The following is a 21,638-nucleotide window of genomic DNA, read 5'->3' on the forward strand; positions in this document are numbered from 1 at the left end:
CCCGCCCTACCCGTTCCCGCCCTACCCGTTCCCGCCCCACCCGTTCCCGCCCTACCCGATGTCCGTCGGATCCACCCGGATCCGTACCGTCTCCGCCCCCCGCAGCGCCAACCGCGCGATCTGCGCCGCCTTCAGCGCGGCCGCCAGCGCCGCCCCCTGCCCCGGCGCGACCCGTACCAGCGCGCGCTCCGCCGCGTCCTCCCGCGCTCCCCCCGCGCCGAAGGGCGCCACCGGCACCGGCCCCAGCACGTCCGCCCCCGCGGGGAGCCGCAGCAGCCCCAGCAGGTCCGCGACCGCCCGCGGCGACCCCGTCACCGAGGCCATCCGCGAGACCGGCGGGAACCGCAGCTCCTCCCGCTCGTCGAGTTCGACGCCCGCGTGCCCGGCGGGATCCCACCGCACCAGGGCCTGCACCGGCCGCGCCGCCGCCTCCGCGACGACCACCACGGTGCCGCCCTCGCCCGCCGGGCGGACCAGCGCGGCGGCCGTCAGCCAGCGCCGCACCGCCTCCTCGCCCGCCCGCAGGTCGGGCCGGTTGAGCAGGGCCCAGCCGTCCAGCAGCAGCGCCGCCGCGTAGCCGGGGCCCTCGGCGACCGGTTCCGCACCCGGCGTGGCGAGCACCAGCGCGGGCGTGCCCGGCACCGTCGCGAGCACCGCGTCCCGCCCGGACGTCCGCACCGGGACGCTCGGGAACGCCTTCCCCAGCTCCTCGGCCGTCCGCCGCACGCCCACCACCGAAGCCCGCAGCCGGAACGACCCGCACTCCGCGCAGTGCCAGTCCCGCTCCTCGGTGCCGCACCAGGCGCACACCAGCGCGCTGTCCGCCGCGGGCGACTCCAGCGGCCCGCCGCAGGCCCGGCAGCGGGCCGTCTCCCGGCAGTGCCCGCAGGCCAGCCGGGGCGCGTAGCCCCGGCGCGGGACCTGGACCAGCACCGGCCCGCGGGCCAGCGCCTCCCGGGCGGTCTCCCAGGCGACGGACGGCAGCCGGGCCGCCCGGGCCGCGCCGTCCCGCGCCTGGTCGTGCTCGGTGACGGTGCGCACCCGGGGCGCGACCTGACGGACCGTCTCCCGCGCGGCCGCCAGCGGGCGCGCCCAGCCGGAGCGCAGCAGCTGCGCGGCCTCGACGGTCATCGAGACGCCGCCGAGCAGCACCGCCGCGCCCTCCTCGGCGGCGCGCAGCAGCGCCACCTCCCGCACGTGCGGGTAGGGCGCGTTCGGGTCGCCGTGGCTGCTGTCGCCGTCCGACCAGACCGCCACCAGCCCGAGGTCGCGCACCGGCGCGAAGACCGCCGCCCGCGTCCCGACCGCGGCGTGCACCGAGCCGCGGCTGACCGACAGCCAGCGCCGGTAGCGCTCCTGCGGCCCCGCGTCGGCGGCCAGCACCGCGTGCCGCCCCTCCCCGAGCAGGCCGCGCAGCGCCGCGTCGACCCGGGCGACCGCGCGCCCGTCCGGCAGCACCACCAGCGCGCCGCGCCCGCCCGCCAGGGTCGCCGCGACGGCCCGGGCGATCTCGGCGGGCCACTCGGGGCCGGGCAGCGCCGTCCACACCGCGCGCGGCGCGTGCCCGCCCGCCAGCGAGGCCAGGAACTCCGGCCCGTGCGCGTACCGCTCCCAGCTGCCCGGCGCCGGGGCCGGCGGCGGCGGCAGCGGGCGCGGCGAGGGCTCGCCCTCCGCCCCGGCGTGCCGCGGCGGGACGGCGAGTTGCAGCACGTCGGCGAGCGTCCCGGCGTAGCGGTCGGCGACGGCCCGGCACAGCCGCAGCAGCTTCGGCGTCAGCACCCGCTCGGGCGACAGGACGCGGGCCAGCGGCGCCAGCGGGCCCGCGTAGTCGGAGTCGTCGCGCCGCTCGACGACGAACCCGTCGTGCAGCGCCCCGCCCTCGCGCCGCCCGTGCGCGCCGACCCGGCCGCCGAACCGCACCCGGACCCGGACGCCGGGCTGGGCGTCCTCGGACATCGCCTCCGGCACCGCGTAGTCGAAGTACTGGTCGAGGCTCAGCACGCCCTTGTCGACCAGCACCCGCGCCACCGGCCGCCGTTCGGCGAGCACCACCCCGCGCGCGGCCCGCGGCTTCGCCCGGCGCACCGTCTCCCGGATGAACGCCAACTGCTCCCCGGTGCCGTCCGCGCTGCTCACGCCCCCCAACCTAGCGGAACCCACCGACAGCCCCGGCAGCCCCGACAACCCCGGCAGCACGACGGAGCCGCCCGCCGGGGAGGGAATCCCCGACGGACGGCTCCGTTCGGCTCAGAACGCTCAGCCCGCGACGGCGGCCTTCAGCGCGTCGACGCGGTCGGTGCGCTCCCAGGTGAAGTCCGGCAGCTCACGGCCGAAGTGGCCGTACGCGGCGGTCTGGGCGTAGATCGGCCGCAGCAGGTCCAGGTCGCGGATGATCGCGGCCGGGCGCAGGTCGAAGACCCGGGTCACGGCCTCCTGGATCTTCAGCACGGGGACGGTCTCGGTGCCGAAGGTCTCCACGAACAGGCCGACCGGCTCGGCCTTGCCGATCGCGTACGCGACCTGGACCTCGGCGCGGCGGGCCAGGCCCGCGGCGACGATGTTCTTGGCGACCCAGCGCATCGCGTACGCGGCGGAGCGGTCGACCTTGGACGGGTCCTTGCCGGAGAACGCGCCGCCACCGTGGCGGGCCATGCCGCCGTAGGTGTCGATGATGATCTTGCGGCCGGTGAGGCCGGCGTCGCCCATCGGGCCGCCGATCTCGAAGCGCCCGGTCGGGTTGACCAGCAGGCGGTAGCCCTCGGTGACCAGCTTGATGCCCTGCTCGGCCAGCGCCTTGAGCTCCGGCTCGACCACGAACTCCCGGATGTCCGGGGTCAGCAGCGACTCCAGGTCGATGTCGCTGGCGTGCTGCGAGGAGACCACCACGGTGTCCAGGCGCACGGCGCGGTCGCCGTCGTACTCGATGGTGACCTGGGTCTTGCCGTCGGGGCGCAGGTAGGGGATGGTGCCGTTCTTGCGGACCTCGGTGAGGCGGTGCGAGAGCCGGTGCGCCAGCGTGATCGGCAGCGGCATCAGCTCGGGGGTGTCGTCGCTGGCGTAGCCGAACATCAGGCCCTGGTCGCCGGCGCCCTGGCGGTCCAGCTCGTCCTCGACGTCGCCCTCGACCCGGTGCTCGTGCGCGGTGTCCACGCCCTGCGCGATGTCCGGGGACTGCGCGCCGATCGACACCGACACGCCGCAGGAGGCGCCGTCGAAGCCCTTCTTGGACGAGTCGTAGCCGATCTCCAGGATCTTGTCCCGGACGAGCTGCGCGATCGGCGCGTACGCCTTGGTGGTGACCTCGCCGGCGATGTGCACCAGGCCGGTGGTGATCAGGGTCTCCACGGCGACGCGGGAGGTCGGGTCCTCCTTGAGGAGGGCGTCCAGGATGGTGTCGCTGATCTGGTCAGCGATCTTGTCGGGGTGGCCTTCGGTGACGGACTCCGACGTGAACAGGCGGCGAGACACAGCGCTCCCTGGGGTTGCAGCGGCTGCTGACTGAATGCGCGCGGAAGTCCCGCGGCATCCGGAAAGACTTGATTCCTGGTGTGGAGTGTAACGGTCGGCTACCGATCGCGGACACTCCCTGCGAAGGTCTGTCGTGTCCGCGGCCCGAACGGAAGCGGAAGGATCTGCGCCGGTCAGGACGGGTCGCGGCCGAACCTTCCGGCCGGAGGGGATCCAACTGCCGGGGCGACCAGGGGCGTTGCCGCGGCTAGCGGCCGCCCTCCGGGTCGGCGGCGGGCAGCCGGACGACGACCTGGTCCCAGACCGCGTCGGCCAGGACCTCCTTCGGGCTGTCCGCGATGTGGACCTCGGAGCCGTCGGCGCCCAGCAGCACCGCGCTGTTGGTCTCCTGGCCGAAGGCCTTGCCGTCGCCGACCTCGTTGACCACCAGCAGGTCGCAGCCCTTGCGGGCCAGCTTGGCCCGGCCGTGCGCCAGCACGTCGTCGGTCTCGGCGGCGAAGCCGACCACCAGCTGCCCGTCGTGGGCCCGCTCGGCCGACACCTCGGCCAGCACGTCGGGGTTGCGGACCAGCGCGACCGGCGCGGGCTCGACCCCGTCCACCTTCTTGATCTTGCCGGTGGCGTACTCGGCGGGCCGGAAGTCGGCGACGGCCGCGGCCATCACCACCACGTCGGCGTCCTCGGCGGCCTTCAGCACCGCCTCGCGCAGCTGCATCGCGGTGCCGACCCGGACCACGTCCGCCCCGGCCGGGTCGGGCAGCGCGGTGTTCGCCGCGACCAGGGTGACCCGGGCGCCGCGGGCCACCGCGGTGGCGGCCAGCGCGTAGCCCTGCTTGCCGGAGGAGCGGTTGCCGAGGAAGCGCACCGGGTCGAGCGGCTCGCGGGTGCCGCCCGCCGAGACCACCACGTGACGGCCCGCCAGGTCCTGCTCCAGGGCGCCGCGCACCAGCACCCGGCGGCAGACCGCGAAGATCTCGCCCGGGTCGGGCAGCCGCCCCTTGCCGGTGTCGACGCCGGTGAGCCGGCCCACCGCGGGCTCGATCACGATCGCGCCGCGCCGCCGCAGCATGGCGACGTTCTCCTGGGTCGCGGGGTGCTCCCACATCTCGGTGTGCATCGCGGGCGCGAACACCACCGGGCAGCGCGCCGTCAGCAGGGTGTTGGTCAGCAGGTCGTCGGCCAGGCCGTGGGCGGCCTTCGCCAGCAGGTCCGCGGTCGCCGGGGCGACCACCACCAGGTCCGCCTGCTGCCCGATCCGCACGTGCGGGACCTCGTGCACCCGCTCCCAGGTCTCGGTCGCCGCGGGCCGCCCGGACAGCGCCGCCCAGGTCGCCTCCCCGACGAAGTGCAGCGCCGCCGCGGTCGGCACCACCGTCACCTCGTGCCCGGACTCGCTGAACCTCCGCAGCAGCTCACAGGCCTTGTAGGCGGCGATCCCGCCGCTCACCCCGAGGACCACACGGGACGCGTTCATGACGGTCGGCTCTCCTTGCTACGACTCGCTGCGACGGGCTCGGGCCCACCTTACGACCCCCCGGCGCGCGCCTGCGACGTGTCGGGGCGCACACGGCGAGGGCCCGCCCCGCTGCCGGACGACGGCAGCGGAACGGGCCCTGCGGTGGCTCCAGGGGCTCAGGCGCCCTCGACCGCCTCGGCGGTGAGCAGGCCGGCGTTGATCTCGCGCAGCGCGATCGACAGCGGCTTCTCGTGCACGTGGGTGTCGACCAGCGGGCCGACGTACTCCAGCAGGCCCTCGCCCAGCTGCGAGTAGTACGCGTTGATCTGGCGGGCGCGCTTGGCCGCGTAGATCACCAGGCTGTACTTGGAGTCGGTGGCCTCGAGCAGCTCGTCGATCGGCGGGTTGATGATGCCCTCGGGCGCGGTCATCGAAGAGGACACGCTGAACCTTCCGAAGTGGTTTTGTCAGGACCTGTGTCCCGGACCGGCTGGATGCAGCCGATCCGGTCAGGCTACACCGAGCAAGGCTAGCAGTTCGGCCGCCACCTGCTCGACGGAGGTGTTGACGAGCGTCGTGTCGAACTCCGCCTCGGCCGCCAGCTCGACCTTCGCGACGGCCAGCCGCTCGTCGATCACGTCCTGCGGCTCGGTGCCGCGGCCGGTGAGCCGGCGCACCAGCTCCTCCCAGCTCGGCGGGGCCAGGAACACCAGCTGGGCCTCGGGCATCGACTCCTTGACCTGCCGGGCGCCCTGGAGGTCGATCTCCAGCAGCACCGGCTCGCCCTTGTCGAGCTTGTCGAGCACCGCCTGCCGCGGCGTCCCGTACCGGTTCCCGGCGAACACCGCCCACTCCAGCAGCTCGCCGTTGGCCACCAGCTTGTCGAACTGCTCGTGGTCGACGAAGTGGTACTGCACGCCGTCGCGCTCCCCCGGGCGCGGGTGCCGGGTCGTCGCCGACACCGACAGCCAGACCTCGGGGAACTGCTTCCTCATATGAGCGACGACCGTGCTCTTGCCGACCCCTGAGGGGCCGGAGAGCACGGTCAGCCGCGGACGCTCACTCATGTACCGATTATCCCGGATCGCGGACGTTCCGCTGACACCGGCCTCCGTTCAGGAGGCGGCGCCGCCGAACTCGCGCTCCAGGGAGGCGATCTGGTTCGTACCGAGGCCGCGCACGCGACGGCTCTCGGAGATGCCCAGGCGCTCCATGATCTGCTTGGCGCGCACCTTGCCGACGCCCGGCAGGGACTCCAGCAGGGCGGAGACCTTCATCTTGCCGATGACCTCGTCGTCGGACTTGCCGGCCTTGATGACGTCGTGCAGCGAGGCGCCCGAGTGCTTCAGCCGGTTCTTGACGTCAGCGCGCTTCCGGCGAGCCTCGGCGGCCTTGGCGAGCGCGGCGGTGCGCTGTTCGGGAGTAAGGGGCGGAAGAGCCACGCCGTTCACCTCAGGTGTGGATGGAAGGGATGAGCCATGACTTGGTGGTGCCCGGACGCCACAGGCTCTGACCTGCGGAGGTGGCCGTGACCACCGCCAACTGGCGTCCTACCGCCGGACACTACCCAACTTGGGCCGCCGCGTCAGGAAAAGAACACGAAAAGTCCAGGTCAGCAGGGGCCGACCTGGGAGTTTTCCGGTCAAATCAACCGAGTTGACGGCCCAATACTCATCGGTTTGTGACGGCCCTCACATCATCGACGAACGTCTGCGCGGCCCGCCGGAGCGCCTCCACCGACGGCCCGTGCCTGAGCACGTCGCGGCTCACCGAGGGCACCACGTTGCGCACCTGGTCGCCGAAGACCCGCGGCAGGTCGGCCGCGGTGGCGCCCTGCGCGCCCACCCCGGGCGCCAGCAGCGGGCCGTTGATCGCCAGATCCGCGCCCGCGTCGGCGAGCGTCGCACCGACCACCGCGCCGAACGAGCCCAGCGGCTCGGCGCCCGCGTTCTCCGCCGCCAGCCGCGCCAGCACCGCCTGCGCCACGCTCCGCCCGTCCGCCCCGACCGCCCGCTGCACCTCGTGCCCCTCCGGGTTCGAGGTCAGCGCCAGCGCGAACAGCCCGCAGCCGTTGGCGCGCGCCAGGTCGACGGCCGGCTGCAGCGAACCGAAGCCCAGGTACGGGCTGACGGTCAGCGCGTCGGAGAACAGCGGGCTGTCCGGCGACAGGAACGCCTCCGCGTACGCCGCCATGGTCGAACCGATGTCGCCGCGCTTGGCGTCCATCACCACCAGCGCCCCGGCCGCCCGGGCCTCGGCCACCGAGCGCTCCAGGACGGCGACGCCGCGGCTGCCGAAGCGCTCGAAGAACGCGGCCTGCGGCTTGAGCACCGCGACCCGGTCCGCCAGCGCCTCGACCACGGTGCGCGAGAAGGTCTCCAGGCCCGCCAGGTCGTCGTCCAACCCCCAGGCGGTGAGCAGCGAGGCGTGCGGGTCGATGCCGACGCAGAGCTGGCCCCGGGTGTCGAGGGCGGTCCGCAGGCGGGTGCCGAAGGGCGTGCTGTCAGTCATCTACTGTCTTCCGTCTTCCGTCGTGGTGGTGCGGTGGGCCAGCCCCACCGCGTCGGTGTAGGCGGCGAAGCCCCTGGTGGTGAGCTCCGCGCGCAGTTCGTCGAGGATCCGCAGCGGGGCGGTCGGGTCGCGCAGCAGCTCCGAGCCGACCGCGACGCCGGACGCCCCGGCCAGGGTGAACTCCAGGGCGTCCCGGCCGGTGCGCACCCCGCCCATCGCGAGGATCGGCACCGCGGGCATCCGCCCGGCCCGCATCGCGGCGTGCACCTGGAACACGCAGTGCACCGCGATCGGGCGCAGCGCGGGCCCGGACAAGCCGCCCGCCCCGGCCGCCAGGGCGGGGCGGCGGGCGTCCAGGTCGATGGCCATCGCGCGGGCGGTGTTGACCATCGACAGGCCGTCGGCCCCGGCCGCCACGCAGGCGGCCGCGACCTCGGTGACCGTCCCGGTGTCGGGGGCGAGCTTGGCGTAGACCGGCAGGCCGGGCGCGACGGCCTTCACCGCGGCGACCACGTCGTAGCTGACCGCCGGGTTGGCCGCGAACGGCGCCCCCCGGTCGGCGCCCGGCGCGGACAGGTTCAGCTCCAGGCCGCGGACCCCGTCCCGCCCGGCCAGCCGGGCCGCCAGTTCGGCGAAGTCCTCCAGCCGGTGCCCGCCGATCGACACCACGGTGCGCACCCCGCGCTCCGCCAGCCAGGGCAGCTCCCGCCGCAGGAAGCCCTCCACCCCCGGGTTCTGCCCGCCGACCGCGTTCAGCACCCCGGCCGGCACCGGCACCACCCGCGGCCCCGCCGCCCCCGCCCCGGCCCGCGGCAGCACCGTCCGCGTGGTCAGCGTCCCCAACTGGTCCAACGGCGTGAACCGCGCCAACTCCCGCCCGAACCCGGCACACCCCGCCGCCGTCGACAACGGGTTCGGCACCGTCCCGCCCCCCAACGGCGCCGTGAGGTCGACCTCCTGACGCCCCGTCACTCCCCCACCCCGACTCCCACGCCACCCCGACCACCCTGCACAGCACCCACCGCACCCGCACCGCCCCAGCCCCGCACCGCCACCGCACCCGCACCGCCGCGCCCCCGCACCGCCCCAGCGCCGCCGCGACCCCGCACAGCCACCGCGCCCGCGGTCGCACCCGCGACACCGCAGCCCCGCACAGCGGCAGCCACCGCACCCGGGCCGTCCCCACGCACCGCACCCGGACCATCGCAGCCCCGCGCAGCGGCAGCGGCAGCCACCGCGCCCGCGCCCGCGCCCGCGCAACGCTCCCGTCCCCGTCCCCGTCCCGTCCATCCGGCCGCGGCCCGCCGCGCGCAGCGCCCGCGGTCCCGCCCGCCCGTCCCCCCGGCCGTCCGCCCCTTCACTCCCCCGCTCCTTCCACGTCCGCCGGTACGGTGTCCAGCCCGCCCCAGCGGACCCGGGCGCCGTCGAACACCGGCCCCTCGGTGCAGGCGCGCACCAGGCGGCTGACGCCGTCTGCGTCGCGCACCGGCAGCACGCAGCCCAGGCACAGGCCGGTGCCGCAGGGCAGTTCGGTGGCGACCGCCGTCCAGCTGCGCGCCCCGCGGGCCGTCGCGGCGGCGACCGCGGCGGCGGTGAGCTCGGGGCTGGCGGCGGCGTAGAGCAGGTCGGCGTCGAGCGCGCCGAGGGCCTGGTCGAACAGGGCGGCGGGGTCGTCGCCGATCGGGAGTCCGGCGCTGCCGTCGGCGGTGAGCAGCAGGACGTCCGCGGTGAGCTCGCGGGCGGCCTCGACCCCGTACAGCCGCCCGGCGCTCTCCGCGGCGAGCACGAAGGCGACCTGGCTGCCCGCGGCGAGGAGCTGTTCGGCGAGGGCGAGCAGCGGTCCGGCCTGGGTGTCCTCGCCGAGCAGCAGGGCGCAGCCGGGGGCGTCGGGCTGCGGGTAGGGGGTGCCGAGCGGGGCGATCAGGTCGAGCAGCGGCGGGGGGTCGGCGGGCAGCAGCAGGTCGAGCGTGTCGCCGTCGGCGCGCAGGACGGGTACGGCGTGGCGCAGGACGTCGACGCTGCCCGCGGGTGCGGTGAGGGCGGCGAAGTGCCCGGGGCGGAACCGGGCCGCGGCCGTGGCGCAGCGCACGGTGACCCGCCGGGCGGGCCCGTCGGCCCGGGTCCCGACCACTTCGGCCCGGACCACCACCGGATTCGCCATCCCGCCGTCCCTTCCGCTCTCTCACACCTACCTGCCGAACCTCCCGGCCCGCCAGCAGTTACCCATGCCCACGCCCACCCCCACCGCCTCAGCGCCTAACGCCTAGCGGTTGCCCTTCCCCACCGCCGCGCCGACAGGCGCTTGTGGACCTCGCCCCTCCAGAACGAGCCCCGCCCACGCCCACGCCCCACCGCCTCAGCGGCCAGCGCCCAGCGTCTAGCGGTTGCCCTTGCCCACCGCTTCGCCGATCGTCGCGTACCCGGCGGCGCGCAGCCGCGCCGACAGGCCCTTGTGGACCTTGCGCATCCAGAACGGCCCCTCGTAGATGAACGCGGAGTAGCCCTGGACGAGGTCGGCGCCGGCCAGGATGCGCTGCCAGGCGTCCTCGGCGGTCTCGATGCCGCCGACGGAGACGATGGCGAGCCGGCCGTCGGTGCGCTTGCGGAGCCGTTCCAGCACCTGCAGCGAGCGCTCCTTGAGGGGGGCGCCGGAGAGGCCGCCCATGCCGATCTCCTCGATCCGGGCGGCGGGGGTCGCCAGGCCCTCCCGCCCGATGGTGGTGTTGGTGGCGATGATGCCGTCGAGGCCGAGGTGCAGGGCCATGTCGGCGATCTCGTCGATGTCCTCGTCGGCGAGGTCGGGGGCGATCTTCACCAGCAGCGGCACGTGGTGGTTGGTGACCTCGTCGGCGGCCTTGCGGACGTCCCACAGCAGCGGTCCGAGCACCTGCACGGCCTGGAGGTTGCGCAGGCCGGGGGTGTTCGGCGAGGAGACGTTGACGACCAGGTAGTCGGCGTAGGGGGCCAGCGCCTTGGCGCTCTTCAGGTAGTCGGCCGTCGCCTCGTCCTCCGGCACGACCTTGGTCTTGCCGATGTTGACGCCGATGACGGGGGTGCTGCTGGTGTGCGGGCGGGCGGCGAGGCGGGCGGCGACCCGGGCGGAGCCCTGGTTGTTGAAGCCCATCCGGTTGATCAGCGCCCGGTCCTCGACCAGGCGGAACAGTCGCGGCGCGGGGTTGCCGGGCTGCGGTTCGCCGGTGACGGTGCCGATCTCGACGTAGTCGAAGCCGAGCATCGACAGGCCGTCGATGCCGATGCCGTTCTTGTCGAAGCCCGCGCCGAGGCCGAACGGCCCGGGCAGGTCGAGGCCGAGCGCGGTGGTGCGCAGCCGGGGGTCGCGCGGGGCGAGCACGGCGCGCACCAGCGAGCGCAGGCCGGGCACCGAGCAGGCCAGCCGGATCCAGAAGAACGCCAGGTGGTGGGCCTTCTCCGGGTCCATCTTCTTGAACACCAGGTTGAACAGGAGCTTGTACATCGCGGGCCGGACCTCCGTCTGCCGGGTCGGGACATGGACGTGGGGGGCACCCGGCAACCGGACCGGTGTGCCCCCCACGGTTTCGACCTAGTTGCGGCCGGAGTTGATCAGCGTCGCGTGCTCCTGCAGCGACATCACGCCGACCTCGCCGCGCAGCAGCGCGTCGATGCCCTGCACGGCCGCGCCCATCGCCTGCACGGTGGTCAGGCAGGGCACGCCCCGGGAGACCGCGGCGGTGCGGATCTCGTAGCCGTCGAGGCGGCCGCCGGTGCCGTACGGGGTGTTGATGATCAGGTCGACCTCGCCCTCGTGGATCAGCTGGACGATGGTCTTCTCACCGCCCGGGCCCTCGCCGTCGGAGTGCTTGCGCACCACGGTGGCGGGGATGCCGCCGCGCTGCAGCACCTCGGCGGTGCCGGTGGTGGCGAGCAGTTCGAAGCCGAGCTCGACCAGCGCGCGGGCCGGGAAGACCAGGTTGCGCTTGTCGCGGTTGGCGACCGAGACGAACACCTTGCCCTTGGTGGGCAGGGCGCCGTACGCGCCGGCCTGGGACTTGGCGTACGCGGTGCCGAAGACCCGGTCGATGCCCATGACCTCGCCGGTGGAGCGCATCTCGGGGCCGAGCACGGTGTCCACGCCGCGGCCGTGCACGTCGCGGAAGCGCGACCACGGCATCACGGCCTCCTTGACGGAGATCGGCGCGTCGGCGGGCAGGGTGCCGCCGTCGCCCTCGCGCGGCAGCAGGCCCTCGGCGCGCAGGTCGGCGACGGTGGCGCCGAGCGAGATCCGGGCGGCGGCCTTGGCCAGCGGGACGGCGGTGGCCTTGGAGGTGAACGGCACGGTGCGGGAAGCGCGCGGGTTGGCCTCCAGCACGTACAGGATGTCGCCGGACAGCGCGAACTGGATGTTGATCAGGCCGCGCACGCCGACGCCCTTGGCGATGCCCTCGGTGGCCGAGCGCAGCCGCTTGATGTCGTACCCGCCGAGGGTGATGGGGGGCAGCGCGCAGGCGGAGTCGCCGGAGTGGATGCCGGCCTCCTCGATGTGCTCCATGACGCCGCCGAGGTAGAGCTCCTCGCCGTCGTAGAGCGCGTCGACGTCGATCTCGACGGCGTCGTCGAGGAAGCGGTCGATCAGCACGGGGTGCTCGGAGATCAGGCCGGCGTGCCGCTCCAGGTAGGAGGCGAGCGAGGGCTCGTCGTAGACGATCTCCATGCCGCGGCCGCCGAGCACGTAGGACGGGCGGGCGAGCACGGGGTAGCCGATCTCGTCGGCGATCGCCTTGGCCTCCTCGAAGGAGAACGCGGTGCCGTGCTTGGGCGCGGGCAGGCCCGCCTCCTTCAGGACGCGGCCGAACGCGCCGCGCTCCTCGGCGAGGTGGATCGCCTCCGGCGGGGTGCCGACGATCGGCACGCCGTTGTCCTTGAGCGCCTGCGCCAGGCCCAGCGGGGTCTGGCCGCCGAGCTGCACGATGACGCCGGCCAGCGGCCCGGCCTGCTGCTCGGCGTGGACGATCTCCAGCACGTCCTCCAGGGTGAGCGGCTCGAAGTAGAGCCGGTCGGAGGTGTCGTAGTCGGTGGAGACGGTCTCCGGGTTGCAGTTGACCATCACGGTCTCGTACCCGGCGTCGGCGAGCGCGAAGGACGCGTGCACGCAGGAGTAGTCGAACTCGATGCCCTGGCCGATCCGGTTCGGGCCGGAGCCCAGGATGATCACGGCGGGCTTGGTGCGCGGCGCGACCTCGCTCTCCTCGTCGTAGGACGAGTAGAAGTACGGGGTCTTGGCGGCGAACTCGGCGGCGCAGGTGTCGACGGTCTTGAAGACCGGGCGGATGCCCAGCGCGTGCCGCACCTCGCGGACCACGTCGGCCCTCAGGCCGCGGATCTCGCCGATCTGCTGGTCGGAGAAGCCGTGCCGCTTGGCGTGCAGCAGCAGCTCGGGGTCGAGCTTGTCGCCCTCGCCCAGCTCGACCGCGATCTCGTTGATCAGGAAGAGCTGGTCGACGAACCACGGGTCGATCCTGGTCGCGTCGAACACCTCCTCGGGGGTGGCGCCGGCCCGGATCGCCTGCATGACGGTGTTGATCCGGCCGTCGGTCGGGACGACGGCCTTCGCCAGCAGCTCGGCCTTCTCCCCCGTCTCCCCGACCCAGCTGAACTGGGAGCCCTTCTTCTCCAGCGAGCGCAGCGCCTTGTTCAGCGCCTCGGGGAAGTTGCGGCCCATCGCCATGGCCTCGCCGACCGACTTCATGGTGGTGGTCAGCGTGGCGTCGGCGGACGGGAACTTCTCGAACGCGAACCGCGGCACCTTGACGACGACGTAGTCGAGGGTCGGCTCGAAGGAGGCCGGGGTCTGCTCGGTGATGTCGTTGGGGATCTCGTCCAGCGTGTAGCCGACGGCGAGCTTCGCGGCGATCTTGGCGATCGGGAAGCCGGTGGCCTTGGACGCCAGCGCGGAGGAGCGCGAGACGCGCGGGTTCATCTCGATGACGATGACCCGGCCGTCCTCGGGGTTCACCGCGAACTGGATGTTGCAGCCGCCGGTGTCGACGCCGACCTCGCGGATCACGGCGATGCCGATGTCGCGCAGGATCTGGTACTCGCGGTCGGTGAGCGTCATCGCCGGGGCGACGGTGATCGAGTCGCCGGTGTGCACGCCCATCGGGTCGAAGTTCTCGATGGAGCAGACGACCACGACGTTGTCGTGCTTGTCGCGCATCAGCTCCAGCTCGTACTCCTTCCAGCCGAGGATGGACTCCTCCAGGAGCACCTCGGTGGTCGGCGAGAGGGCCAGGCCCTGCCCGGCGATGCGGCGCAGGTCCTCCTCGTCGTGCGCGAAGCCGGAGCCGGCGCCGCCCATGGTGAAGGAGGGGCGGACCACGACCGGGTAGCCGCCGAGGGTGTCGACGCCCGCGAGGACGTCCTCCATCGAGTGGCAGATCACCGAGCGGGCGGACTCGCCGTGGCCGATCTTGGCGTTGACGGCCTCGACGACGCCCTTGAAGAGCTCGCGGTCCTCGCCCTTGTTGATCGCCTCGACGTCGGCGCCGATCAGCTCGACGTCGTACTTCTCCAGCGTGCCGGCCTCGTGCAGGGAGATCGCGGTGTTCAGCGCGGTCTGGCCGCCCAGGGTCGGCAGCAGCGCGTCGGGGCGCTCCTTGGCGATGATCTTCTCGACGAACGCCGGGGTGATCGGCTCGACGTACGTGGCGTCGGCAATCTCCGGGTCGGTCATGATGGTCGCCGGGTTGGAGTTGACCAGGATGACCCGCAGCCCCTCGGCCTTGAGCACCCGGCAGGCCTGCGTACCCGAGTAGTCGAACTCCGCCGCCTGGCCGATGACGATCGGACCGGAGCCGATCACCAGGACGGACTTGATGTCGGTGCGCTTAGGCACGCTGGCCCTCCATGAGCTGTACGAAGCGGTCGAAGAGGTAGGCGGCGTCGTGCGGGCCGGCTGCCGCTTCGGGGTGGTACTGCACGCTGAAGGCGGGGGTGTCGAGCGCCTGGAGGCCCTCGACCACGTCGTCGTTGAGGCAGACGTGGGAGACCTCGACCCGCCCGAAGGGGGTGTCGCTCACCTTGTCCAGCGGCGCGTTCACGGCGAAGCCGTGGTTGTGGGCGGTCACCTCGACCTTGCCGGTGGTGCGGTCCTGCACCGGCTGGTTGATGCCGCGGTGGCCGTACTTGAGCTTGTAGGTGCCGAAGCCGAGGGCCCGGCCCAGCAGCTGGTTGCCGAAGCAGATGCCGAAGAACGGGGTCTTCTTCGCCAGCACGCCGCGCAGCACCTCGACCTGCCGGTCGGCGGTGGCCGGGTCGCCGGGGCCGTTGGAGAAGAACACGCCGTCGGGCTGCACGGCGTAGATGTCCTCCACCGAGCTGTTCGCGGGCAGCACGTGCACCTCGATGCCGCGCTCGGCCATCCGCTGCGGGGTCATGCCCTTGATGCCGAGGTCGAGGGCGGCGACGGTGAACTTCTTCTCGCCGATCGCCGGGACGACGTAGGCCTCCTTGGTGGCGACCTCGGCGCACAGGTCGGCGCCCTTCATCTCGGGCGCCTGCTGCACCTTGGCCAGCAGCTCGGCCTGGTCGGCGACGGCCGGGCCGGAGAAGATGCCGACCCGCATCGCGCCGCGCTCGCGCAGGTGGCGGGTGAGCGCGCGGGTGTCGATGCCGCTGATGCCGACGACGCCCTGGCGCTCCAGCTCCTCGTCCAGCGAGCGCTTCGAGCGCCAGTTGGAGGCGACCCGGGAGGGGTCGCGGACCACGTAGCCGGAGACCCAGATCTGCTGCGACTCGTCGTCCTCGTCGTTCCAGCCGGTGTTGCCGATCTGCGGGGCGGTCATCACGACCACCTGGCGGTGGTACGACGGGTCGGTCAGGGTCTCCTGGTAGCCGGACATGCCGGTGTTGAAGACCGCCTCGCCGAAGGTCTCGCCGACCGCGCCGTACGCCTGGCCGCGGAAGGTCCGGCCGTCCTCCAGGACGAGCACGGCAGGCACACGCTCCCGCCTGGTGCGCTGCGTGGTGGGGGCAGGTGCGGTCATGTGGCGGCCTCTTCCGTCTTCATCGTCTTCGTACGTGTCACTAGTGCCTCGACGGCCTCGACCCAGTCCTCGTGCGCGGCGGCGGCGTCCAGGCGGAAGCCGCTCTCCAGCGCGCGGTCGCCGTGCGTCCAGCCGACCACCAGCAGTCCGCTGGGCACGACCTTCCCGGCGATGCCGGAGTCGGTGCGGGCGCCGGTGAGCGCCGCGGCGGGGATCCACAGGTCGGCGTCACCGGGGCGGCGGGCCAGCAGGCCCCGCTCGGTGAGGGTCAGTCCGGCGAGGCTGCGCGTTCCCAGGCCGTGCGCGACGACCCGGTCCAGCCAGTTCCCGGCGGTGGTGGAGCCGTGGTAGCGGCCGGGCGCCGCGAGCAGCGCCGGGCCCGGGTCCTGCGGCACCGCGGGCAGTTCCGGCAGGTCGGACTGGAGGGTGCGCCGCCAGTTCCAGCCCTGCCGCATCAGCCAGTACACCAGCGCGACCAGGACCAGCAGCCCCACCGTCGCGCCGATGTACCCGGGCCAGTCGGTGACCTGGCCCTTCTCGGTGGCGAGCATCAGCGCTCGACCAGTTCGCCGGCGAGCACGGTGGCCTCGCCGCGCAGGAAGGTGGCGTGCACCCGTCCGGGCAGGTCCATGCCCTTGTACGGGCTGTTGCGGGAGCGGGTCGCGAAGGTGTCGGGGTTCACGACTCCACGGTACGCGGGATCGAACAGCACCAGGTTGGCAGGCTCGCCCACCGAGACCGGGCGTCCGTGCCCGGCGAGCCGGCCGATCCGGGCCGGGCGGTGCGACATCCGGTCCGCGACGCCCTCCCAGTTCAGCAGGCCGGTGTCGACCATGGTCTGCTGCACGACCGACAGCGCGGTCTCCAGGCCGACCATGCCCATCGCGGCGACCGCCCACTCGCAGTCCTTGTCCTCCGCGGGGTGCGGGGCGTGGTCGGTGGCGACGGCGTCGATGGTGCCGTCGGCCAGCGCCTCGCGCAGCGCCTCGACGTCCTCGGCGGTGCGCAGCGGCGGGTTGACCTTGTAGACCGGGTCGTAGGAGCGCACCAGCTCGTCGGTGAGCAGCAGGTGGTGCGGGGTGACCTCGGCGGTGACGTCCCAGCCCTTGGCCTTGGCCCAGCGGACGATCTCGACCGACCCGGCGGTGGACAGGTGGCAGATGTGCACCCGGGAGCCGACGTGCGCGGCGAGCAGCACGTCCCGGGCGATGATCGACTCCTCGGCGACGGCGGGCCAGCCGCCCAGGCCGAGCTCGCCGGAGACCAGGCCCTCGTTCATCTGGGCGCCCGCGGTCAGCCGCGGCTCCTGGGCGTGCTGGGCGACGACGCCGTCGAAGGCCTTCACGTACTCCAGCGCGCGGCGCATGATCACCGCGTCGTCCACGCACTTGCCGTCGTCGGAGAAGACCCGGACGCCGGCGGCGGAGTCGTGCATCGCGCCGAGCTCGGCGAGCTGCTTGCCCTCCAGGCCGACGGTGACGGCGCCGACCGGCTGCACGTCGCAGTAGCCGGACTCGCGGCCCAGCCGCCAGACCTGCTCGACCACGCCCGCGCTGTCGGCGACCGGGAAGGTGTTGGCCATCGCGTGCACCGCGGTGTAGCCGCCCATGGCGGCGGCCTGCGTGCCGGTGAGCACGGTCTCGGCGTCCTCGCGGCCGGGCTCGCGCAGGTGGGTGTGCAGGTCGACCAGGCCGGGCAGGGCGATCAGGCCGTGCGCGTCGATGTCGATGTCGGCCCGGACGTCCAGGCCCTCGCCGATCGCCGCGAAGACGCCGTCGACGATGTGGATGTCCCGGGGGGCGCCGCCGAGGATCTGGGCGTTGCGGATCAGGTAGGTGGTCACTGGGCGGCCTCCTGGAGTTCGGTGGTGCGGGGGGCGTCGGCGGGGCCGTCGGCGAAGACCGCGCCGCCGAGCAGCAGGTAGAGCACGGCCATCCGGACGGAGACGCCGTTGGCGACCTGCTCGACCACGGTGCAGCGCGGGGAGTCGGCGACCTCGGCGGTGATCTCCATGCCGCGGACCATCGGGCCGGGGTGCAGGACGACGGCGTGCTCGGGCAGCCTGGCCAGCCGGGCGCCGTCCAGTCCGTAGCGGCGGGAGTACTCGCGCTCGGTGGGGAAGAACGCGGCGTTCATCCGCTCGCGCTGGACGCGCAGCATCATCACGGCGTCGACCTTGGGCAGCACGCTGTCGAGGTCGTAGGAGACCTCGCAGGGCCAGGTCTCGATGCCGATCGGCAGCAGGGTCGGCGGGGCGACGAAGACGACCTGCGCACCGAGCGTGGTCAGCAGGTGCACGTTGGAGCGGGCGACCCGGCTGTGCAGGATGTCGCCGACGATGGCGACCTTGCGGCCCGCCAGGTCGCGGCCCGTGCCGGGGTTGAGGTGGCGGCGCAGGGTGAAGGCGTCCAGCAGGGCCTGGGTGGGGTGCTCGTGGGTGCCGTCACCGGCGTTGATCACCGAGCCGTGCAGCCAGTCCGAGTCGGCGAGCCGGGCGGGCGCGCCGGAGGCGTGGTGCCGGATGACCACGGCGTCGGCGCCCATCGCCTGCAGGGTCAGCGCGGTGTCCTTGAGGCTCTCGCCCTTGGAGACCGAGGAGCCCTTGGCGGAGAAGTTGATGACGTCGGCGGAGAGCCGCTTCTCGGCGACCTCGAAGGAGGTCTTGGTGCGGGTGGAGTCCTCGAAGAACAGGTTGACCACGGTGCGGCCGCGCAGCGTGGGCAGCTTCTTGACGGCCCGCCCGGAGAACTGGGAGAGCTCCTCGGCGGTGTCCAGGATCAGCAGGGCGTCGTCGCGGCCGAGGTCGGCGGTGGAGACGAGGTGGCGCTTCACGCGGTTCTACTCCGGGAGTTCGGGGTCGGCGGCCAGGGCCTGGGAGGAGCGGGCGGCGTAGTCGCGGTCGCCCAGCAGGACGGCGTCCAGCCCGTCGGACTCGGCCAGCCGGACCTGCACGGCCTCGCGCAGCGAGGTGGGCAGGTTCTTGCCGACGTAGTCGGCGCGGATGGGGAGTTCGCGGTGGCCGCGGTCGACCAGCACGGCGAGGCGGACGGCGCGCGGGCGGCCGATGTCGCTGAGCGCGTCGAGCGCGGCGCGGATGGTGCGGCCGGAGAACAGCACGTCGTCGACCAGGATCACCAGCTTGCCGTCGATGCCCTCGGCGGGGATCTCGGTGTGCTCCAGGGCCCGGGCGGGCTTCAGCCGCAGGTCGTCCCGGTACATGGTGATGTCCAGCGTCCCGAACGGGATGTCCCGGCCGGTGATCTGGGTGAGCCTGGCCTGCAGCCGGCGGGCCAGGTGGACACCGCGGGTGTGGATGCCGAGCAGCACCACGTCCTCCGCGCCCTTGGCGCGTTCCACGATCTCGTGGGCGATCCGGGTGATGACCCGGGCGATGTCGGTGGCGTCCAGCACCTGGTGCGGGGCGCGGGGGGCGGAACTGGGTGTGGTCATGCCGAAGCGGACCTCCTTCCCCGCCTCACGGGACGGGTCTTAAAGGATGTCTGGAATGGTTCCCGGCCGCAGCCGGAGCCTCGCCCATGGTAGCAGCGTGCTGATCCCGGCCCGTTCGCCGCCCGTTCGCACGAGTGCCCCATTCGGCTTGACGCGCAACCCTCACTCTACGTAACCTCACAGTGAGTTACGAAGGTGCTCCGCAGAGACCGTCGTCGCTCACATTTCAGCGCACGCGAAGCAATCTCGTCCGGGGAGATCCATGTCCAGCGACTACGCAAAGCAGCTCGGGGCCAAGCTCCGGGCGATCCGCACTCAGCAGAATCTCTCCCTGCACGGTGTGGAGGAGAAGTCCCAGGGTCGCTGGAAGGCTGTGGTCGTCGGCTCCTACGAGCGCGGCGACCGTGCGGTCACCGTCCAGCGCCTCGCCGAGCTGGCCGAGTTCTACGGCGTGCCGGTCCAGGAGCTGCTGCCCGGCGGCACCCCGGGCGGCGCCGCCGAGCCGCCGCCGCGCCTGGTGCTCGACCTGGAGCGCCTGACCCAGGTCCCGTCCGAGAAGGCCGGCCCGCTGCAGCGCTACGCCGCGACCATCCAGTCGCAGCGCGGCGACTACAACGGCAAGATCCTCTCCATCCGCCAGGACGACCTGCGCACGCTGGCCGTCATCTACGACCAGTCCCCCTCGATCCTCACCGAGCAGCTGATCAGCTGGGGCGTGCTGAACCCGGACGCGCGCCGTGCCGTCCGCGAGGAGGACGCGAGCTGACCTGCGGTCGGCTCCCCCGTTTGAAGAAACGTCACAGCGGGGCGGGAACCGGTGGCCCGGTTCCCGCCCCGTCGGCGTGTCCGCTCAGACCACGGTGCCCAGGCTGAACCCGGGGAGCGCCGCCACCCCGGCCACCGCCAGCTCGGCCGGCGACCACTCGTAGCCGGTGCTCCGCCAGGCCCAGGCGACCTGCCGGTACTCCCCGCACAGCGCGCCGGAGCCCTGCGTGCCGTGCAGCACCGCGGCGCCCGGCAGCTCGCAGTACAGCCCGGCGCACAGCACCGCGGTGACCAGGTCCAGGTCCTCGTCGTTGATCCGGACCGCGCCGTCCTCCCAGTGCAGCACCCGGGCCCGCGCCTCCAGCGGCCCGCCCGGCGCGTCCACCACGGCCCGGAACTCGTAGGCCCCGCACCCGGCGCCGACCAGCACCCGGCGGAACACCTCGGACGCCTGCTGGTACGTCCACCGCACCCGCGGGTCGGCCGAGGCGGCCGCCTCGGTGCCGCACAGCGCGCCGTCCATCAGCAGGTCGGCGTGGCGCATCGCGAGGCCGCCCTCCCGGGCCCGGACCAGCCGCGGCAGGAAGTCGGCGAGGTCCTCGCCGCGGTAGGTCACCAGCTGGGTCCGCAGCGGCGGGTTGACCAGGTAGCCGTCGCGGGCGGCCTGCTCGCGCACGTCCAGCCCGTGGAGCAGGCAGTAGTCGGCGAAGTCCTCCGGGTGGAACATCCGGGCCCGGACCGTCCCGTACTCCTCCACCGCCTCGGCCAGCAGCCGCCCGGCCTCCCGCAGGTAGCCGGGGTAGTCCGCGGCGTCCGTCACCCGCCAGGCGCGCACCCGCTCGAAGTCCGCCTCGCTGGTCAGGATGCCCGTCACGAACGCCTCCTCGCTCCGGCGCGTGGGCTCCGCACTGCAACGGCGCGGCCGGCGGCTGTTCCTGGACATCGGTGGCTCCCGGGGTCTCGCTCTAGCAACTGCTGACCGAGTCCTCCCCGTCCACACCCGTCCCACACGCACGGCCTGTCACAACTCTGCAACTGACCGTGCATCACCCGGCGTGCTACCGGGGGGTCTTGGCCAGCTGCCGGGACTGCGCGACCAGTCGGCCGGCCTCGTCCCAGACCTCGCAGTCCTCCTCGAAGTACCCGCCCGCCAGGTTGCGGGTGGCGTGCGAGACGCGCAGCCAGCCGTCGGTGGGCAGGGCGCGGACGTGGACGGTGAGGTCGATGGTGGGGGCCCAGCCGGGGCGGCCCAGGTCGAAGGTGACCGGGGGGAGGGCGTCGGCGGTGAGCAGCAGGGAGAGCGCGTCGGCGGGGCGCTTGTCGGCGAGCCGGAACCAGCCCTGGATGCGGCCCTGCTTCGCGGGCTGCCCGAGCGCCCAGCCGATGGAGGCCGGGTCCAGGCGCAGGTCGAGGCGCTCCAGCAGGGCGGCCTGGTCGAGGAGTTCGCGCGGGGCGTGCTCGACGCCCACGCACTGCTCGGGCGCGGGCAGTTGCGGCGGGAGCGCGGTGGTGGCGACCTCCCCGTCGAGCGCGGCGAGGTCGGTGAGGGCGGCGGTGACCCGCAGCCGCTCCTCGCCGCCCTGGGAGAGGACGGCGCTGCCGGTGGCCAGGCTGCGGCCGCGCCGGACGATCTCGGTGCGGACGGTGGCGGGCCCGGGGCGGGAGGCCGATATGTAGGTGCCGCTGACGGTGAGCGGGTGCGGGTGGCCGGCCCCGGCCTCCAGGGCGAGCGCGTGCGCGGCGAAGGCGAGCAGCAGGCCGCCGTTGACGCCGCCGCCGATCTGCCAGCCCTCGCCGAGCTCGCCGTCGTAGCGGCCGGGCTCGGCGGGGTGCGGGGTGAGTGCGACCGCCTGGTCGAACTCGAAGGCGGGAGTGGTCTCCGGCATGGCTTCGCGGCCCTTCTGCGCGGCGGGCAAAGAGATTACTTGCCGGTAGCTTACGCGCGGAGGCCGCCGGACCGACAGGTC

General features: G+C 73.6%; 19 protein-coding genes. 1 reads left to right on the plus strand and 18 read right to left on the minus strand.

All coding sequences use genetic code 11. The annotated features are described in order from the left end of the window. Positions 1–51 precede the first annotated feature (51 nt). From OO57_RS10125 to pyrR, 16 genes are all read right to left on the minus strand, one after another. The gene (locus tag OO57_RS10125) at positions 52–2,136 is read right to left on the minus strand and encodes a primosomal protein N' (protein ID WP_033252024.1); all 2,085 of its coding nucleotides are present in this window, start codon (positions 2,134–2,136) and stop codon (positions 52–54) included. Between the two features lie 120 nt (positions 2,137–2,256). Then, positions 2,257–3,468 carry a methionine adenosyltransferase gene (gene metK, locus OO57_RS10130; protein ID WP_033252025.1) on the minus strand — a complete coding sequence of 404 codons (1,212 nt, stop codon included), beginning with the start codon at positions 3,466–3,468 and terminating at the stop codon, positions 2,257–2,259. Positions 3,469–3,715: 247 nt separating this feature from the next. Further along, on the minus strand, positions 3,716–4,942 hold the full coding sequence (gene coaBC, locus OO57_RS10135; RefSeq protein ID WP_033252026.1) for a bifunctional phosphopantothenoylcysteine decarboxylase/phosphopantothenate--cysteine ligase CoaBC: 1,227 nt from the start codon (positions 4,940–4,942) through the stop codon (positions 3,716–3,718). 158 nt (positions 4,943–5,100) lie between these two features. Further along, positions 5,101–5,367, minus strand: a complete 267-nt coding sequence (gene rpoZ / locus OO57_RS10140) for a DNA-directed RNA polymerase subunit omega (protein WP_030459184.1) — start codon at positions 5,365–5,367, stop codon at positions 5,101–5,103. Positions 5,368–5,433: 66 nt separating this feature from the next. Then, positions 5,434–5,991, minus strand: a complete 558-nt coding sequence (gene gmk / locus OO57_RS10145; RefSeq protein ID WP_081973581.1) for a guanylate kinase — start codon at positions 5,989–5,991, stop codon at positions 5,434–5,436. A 48-nt stretch (positions 5,992–6,039) separates the two neighbouring features. After that, positions 6,040–6,366: an integration host factor, actinobacterial type gene (gene mihF / locus OO57_RS10150; RefSeq protein WP_030459182.1), complete on the minus strand. Its 327-nt coding sequence runs from the start codon at positions 6,364–6,366 to the stop codon at positions 6,040–6,042. 229 nt (positions 6,367–6,595) lie between these two features. Further along, positions 6,596–7,435 carry an orotidine-5'-phosphate decarboxylase gene (gene pyrF, locus OO57_RS10155; RefSeq protein WP_033252028.1) on the minus strand — a complete coding sequence of 280 codons (840 nt, stop codon included), beginning with the start codon at positions 7,433–7,435 and terminating at the stop codon, positions 6,596–6,598. After that, positions 7,436–8,407: a dihydroorotate dehydrogenase gene (locus OO57_RS10160; protein WP_033252029.1), complete on the minus strand. Its 972-nt coding sequence runs from the start codon at positions 8,405–8,407 to the stop codon at positions 7,436–7,438. 385 nt (positions 8,408–8,792) lie between these two features. Further along, complete coding sequence (locus OO57_RS10165; RefSeq protein ID WP_033252030.1) at positions 8,793–9,596, minus strand: hypothetical protein; 804 nt, start codon at positions 9,594–9,596, stop codon at positions 8,793–8,795. A gap of 216 nt (positions 9,597–9,812) precedes the next feature. Further along, the gene (locus tag OO57_RS10170; RefSeq protein ID WP_033252031.1) at positions 9,813–10,910 is read right to left on the minus strand and encodes a quinone-dependent dihydroorotate dehydrogenase; all 1,098 of its coding nucleotides are present in this window, start codon (positions 10,908–10,910) and stop codon (positions 9,813–9,815) included. A gap of 87 nt (positions 10,911–10,997) precedes the next feature. Then, entirely contained in the window at positions 10,998–14,306 is a 3,309-nt protein-coding gene (carB, locus tag OO57_RS10175; RefSeq protein ID WP_033252032.1) for a carbamoyl-phosphate synthase large subunit, read from the minus strand. Then, complete coding sequence (carA, locus tag OO57_RS10180) at positions 14,299–15,456, minus strand: glutamine-hydrolyzing carbamoyl-phosphate synthase small subunit (protein ID WP_033252033.1); 1,158 nt, start codon at positions 15,454–15,456, stop codon at positions 14,299–14,301. The genes carB and carA overlap by 8 nt, the downstream gene beginning before the upstream one ends. Next, on the minus strand, positions 15,453–16,007 hold the full coding sequence (locus OO57_RS10185) for a hypothetical protein (RefSeq protein WP_033252034.1): 555 nt from the start codon (positions 16,005–16,007) through the stop codon (positions 15,453–15,455). Before OO57_RS10185 ends, carA begins: the two co-directional genes overlap by 4 nt. Then, complete coding sequence (locus tag OO57_RS10190) at positions 16,007–17,299, minus strand: dihydroorotase (protein WP_033252035.1); 1,293 nt, start codon at positions 17,297–17,299, stop codon at positions 16,007–16,009. Before OO57_RS10190 ends, OO57_RS10185 begins: the two co-directional genes overlap by 1 nt. Beyond that, entirely contained in the window at positions 17,296–18,288 is a 993-nt protein-coding gene (locus OO57_RS10195) for an aspartate carbamoyltransferase catalytic subunit (protein ID WP_033252036.1), read from the minus strand. The genes OO57_RS10190 and OO57_RS10195 overlap by 4 nt, the downstream gene beginning before the upstream one ends. 6 nt (positions 18,289–18,294) lie before the next feature. Then, complete coding sequence (pyrR, locus tag OO57_RS10200) at positions 18,295–18,906, minus strand: bifunctional pyr operon transcriptional regulator/uracil phosphoribosyltransferase PyrR (RefSeq protein ID WP_033252037.1); 612 nt, start codon at positions 18,904–18,906, stop codon at positions 18,295–18,297. Positions 18,907–19,168: 262 nt separating this feature from the next. Between pyrR and OO57_RS10205 the strand changes: the two genes are divergently transcribed. Continuing rightward, the gene (locus OO57_RS10205) at positions 19,169–19,672 is read left to right on the plus strand and encodes a transcriptional regulator (protein ID WP_033211647.1); all 504 of its coding nucleotides are present in this window, start codon (positions 19,169–19,171) and stop codon (positions 19,670–19,672) included. A gap of 84 nt (positions 19,673–19,756) precedes the next feature. Here the strand turns inward: OO57_RS10205 and OO57_RS10210 are convergent, their stop codons facing one another. Further along, positions 19,757–20,545: a hypothetical protein gene (locus tag OO57_RS10210; protein ID WP_033252038.1), complete on the minus strand. Its 789-nt coding sequence runs from the start codon at positions 20,543–20,545 to the stop codon at positions 19,757–19,759. A gap of 184 nt (positions 20,546–20,729) precedes the next feature. Then, positions 20,730–21,557: a thioesterase family protein gene (locus tag OO57_RS10215; RefSeq protein ID WP_033252039.1), complete on the minus strand. Its 828-nt coding sequence runs from the start codon at positions 21,555–21,557 to the stop codon at positions 20,730–20,732. Positions 21,558–21,638: the final 81 nt, after the last annotated feature.

This window comes from Kitasatospora phosalacinea (assembly GCF_000717185.1).
Classification (GTDB): domain Bacteria; phylum Actinomycetota; class Actinomycetes; order Streptomycetales; family Streptomycetaceae; genus Kitasatospora; species Kitasatospora phosalacinea_A.

What these genes read in the sequence shown, in the direction of transcription:
- coaBC (WP_033252026.1), bottom strand. Translation starts at nt 4,942, where the DNA reads ATGAACGCGTCCCGTGTGGTCCTCGGGGTGAGCGGCGGGATCGCCGCC.
- gmk (WP_081973581.1), bottom strand. Translation starts at nt 5,991, where the DNA reads ATGAGTGAGCGTCCGCGGCTGACCGTGCTCTCCGGCCCCTCAGGGGTC.
- pyrF (WP_033252028.1), bottom strand. Translation starts at nt 7,435, where the DNA reads ATGACTGACAGCACGCCCTTCGGCACCCGCCTGCGGACCGCCCTCGAC.
- OO57_RS10165 (WP_033252030.1), bottom strand. Translation starts at nt 9,596, where the DNA reads ATGGCGAATCCGGTGGTGGTCCGGGCCGAAGTGGTCGGGACCCGGGCC.
- OO57_RS10170 (WP_033252031.1), bottom strand. Translation starts at nt 10,910, where the DNA reads ATGTACAAGCTCCTGTTCAACCTGGTGTTCAAGAAGATGGACCCGGAG.
- carA (WP_033252033.1), bottom strand. Translation starts at nt 15,456, where the DNA reads ATGACCGCACCTGCCCCCACCACGCAGCGCACCAGGCGGGAGCGTGTG.
- OO57_RS10185 (WP_033252034.1), bottom strand. Translation starts at nt 16,007, where the DNA reads ATGCTCGCCACCGAGAAGGGCCAGGTCACCGACTGGCCCGGGTACATC.
- pyrR (WP_033252037.1), bottom strand. Translation starts at nt 18,906, where the DNA reads ATGACCACACCCAGTTCCGCCCCCCGCGCCCCGCACCAGGTGCTGGAC.
- OO57_RS10205 (WP_033211647.1), top strand. Translation starts at nt 19,169, where the DNA reads ATGTCCAGCGACTACGCAAAGCAGCTCGGGGCCAAGCTCCGGGCGATC.
- OO57_RS10215 (WP_033252039.1), bottom strand. Translation starts at nt 21,557, where the DNA reads ATGCCGGAGACCACTCCCGCCTTCGAGTTCGACCAGGCGGTCGCACTC.